The organism is Parendozoicomonas sp. Alg238-R29 (assembly GCF_947331445.1).
In the GTDB taxonomy this organism is placed as follows: Bacteria; Pseudomonadota; Gammaproteobacteria; order Pseudomonadales; family Endozoicomonadaceae; genus Sansalvadorimonas.
In genome coordinates, this window is sequence record NZ_CAMZOG010000198.1 from 1 (window position 1) to 1,672 (window position 1,672).

General features: G+C 54.2%; 1 protein-coding gene and 1 pseudogene. Both read right to left on the minus strand.

All coding sequences use genetic code 11. From position 1 onward, the window contains the following. Window positions 1-197: pseudogene (locus tag QMA35_RS21555) on the minus strand (hypothetical protein); the annotation flags it as partial. Continuing rightward, window positions 197-1,672, minus strand: a 1,476-nt coding sequence (locus QMA35_RS21560; protein WP_281649192.1) for a hypothetical protein, incomplete at its 5' end; no start/stop codon positions are given. The gene QMA35_RS21560 and the pseudogene QMA35_RS21555, both read right to left, overlap by 1 nt.

A 1,672-nucleotide genomic window follows, 5' to 3' on the forward strand; every position in this document is an offset into this window, starting at 1 on the left:
AGTTCATTGAGTTGCGCTCTTGTCAACCAGCTGTTTTCGCCATCGCCTAAAACGATGGGTCTGCCATAAGTCATCAGACTTTCCGAAACCACCAGTGCACCGGTGAGACTGCGTTCACTGGTCTGTGCCACCGGCGACCAGTCAAACTCATTAGCCCAGACAAAGTTATCCGGGAGCGTGAGTGTTCCTAATTGCATCAGATAGACCTCCCGCCTGCGGTTTTCAGGGCCCGGAGCAGTTTGGCTTCATCCCCCTGCCGGACGTTCACATCCACAGAGCCGCCTGCGTATTCCAGCCGGATGACTTTTGAAGGTGATGGGCTGGCTTTCCTTTGGGATGCGTTGACAGTTGTCGTTCTTTTCTCCCTCTCCCTGCGCCGCTCTTCCCGCTCTTGATCTTTTCTCTGGTCGCTTCTTCTGTCGAACACCTGATTGTTGAGGGTCAGTGCTCTTTGCAGGTTATTGATCGCGCCGGAGTCGCCAGACTGACGAGCCTCTTTGAGCTGTTGTTCCAGATCCCGTCTCCGGGCTTCATAACGTCTGCGCTCGATGGCGGCGGTGTTGCCTTCCAACCGGTCGAGTTCGTCCTGCAGGTTTTCGAGAGTGGAGCGGGTGCTGTTCTTCAGGCTGTCCATTTGGCGTTCTGCCTGTTCCAGTGCCCTGTTCATGGTATCCAGATCTTGCTGGTCGAGAAGGTCGAGTTCGTCTGCGGCTTTCTTGGCTTTTCCGGCGAAGGACTCGACGGTGATCTCTCCGTTTTCGTAAGAACGCATCAACTCTTCAAAGGCGATTTTCTGTTCCAGAAACGCCTCTTTCACCTGCAGGGAAGATTTGCGGGTGTCGTACATCCACTTGCCAAAACCGGTGGTATCGGTGCCCTGAAAGGCGTGACCCATTTCGCTTATTTGTTCGGTGGTTTGAGCCAGATTGTGTTCCAGGGCTTCCACATTATCGGTCAGTGTCCGTACATCGGCCTCGGCCACTTGGTTAATACCTTCGTAAGCCTCCAGTGCCGCTGGCGACAGTGCCGCCATTTCGTTTTTCAGGGCGGTCCAGTGGTTGGCCATTTCCTGTGCAATAGAGCCACCAGATGACAACCGCTCGTTTGTGTCTTCTGCGGCATCCCGGGCCTTGAGCAATTCTTCCCCGGTCTGTTTAACCGACTCCTTCAGTTCCTTCTGTTTCTCCCTGGTCTTGTCGACTTCCTCAACCGTGGTTTGGGTGAGCTGCTGTTGGGATTCTCCTGACTTTTTATTGGCTTCCTCAATCCCTGCACCTGTGGCCTCGATACTGGCCTTGGCCATCTTGAGGGTGTCTGCAATTTTTGGTGTTTCTGTGGTGATGGCCTGACCGATGGTGGTGTAAGACTTTTTGATCGTGTTGGCATCATTCGCCACACCCTCTGCGAAGGCCTGCATCACTGCGCCGGTGGCATTGGAGAAGTTCTGCGCCTGCTGCTCCAGCTCTTCAAAACCCAGGGCACCGGCAATGGTGGCTGCAGCCTTGGAGATTTGTGCGATGGCTCCGGTGATAAACGTCGCCGCACCTTTAACCACTAAAGAGAGGCTGTTGAACAGTGCCTGTACGCCATTGCCAATGACGGTAAAAGTGGTGATAACTGTGGAGGCGGCATCGACAATCTTCTGAAATCCTGCCGTGGTGGTGTTGACCAG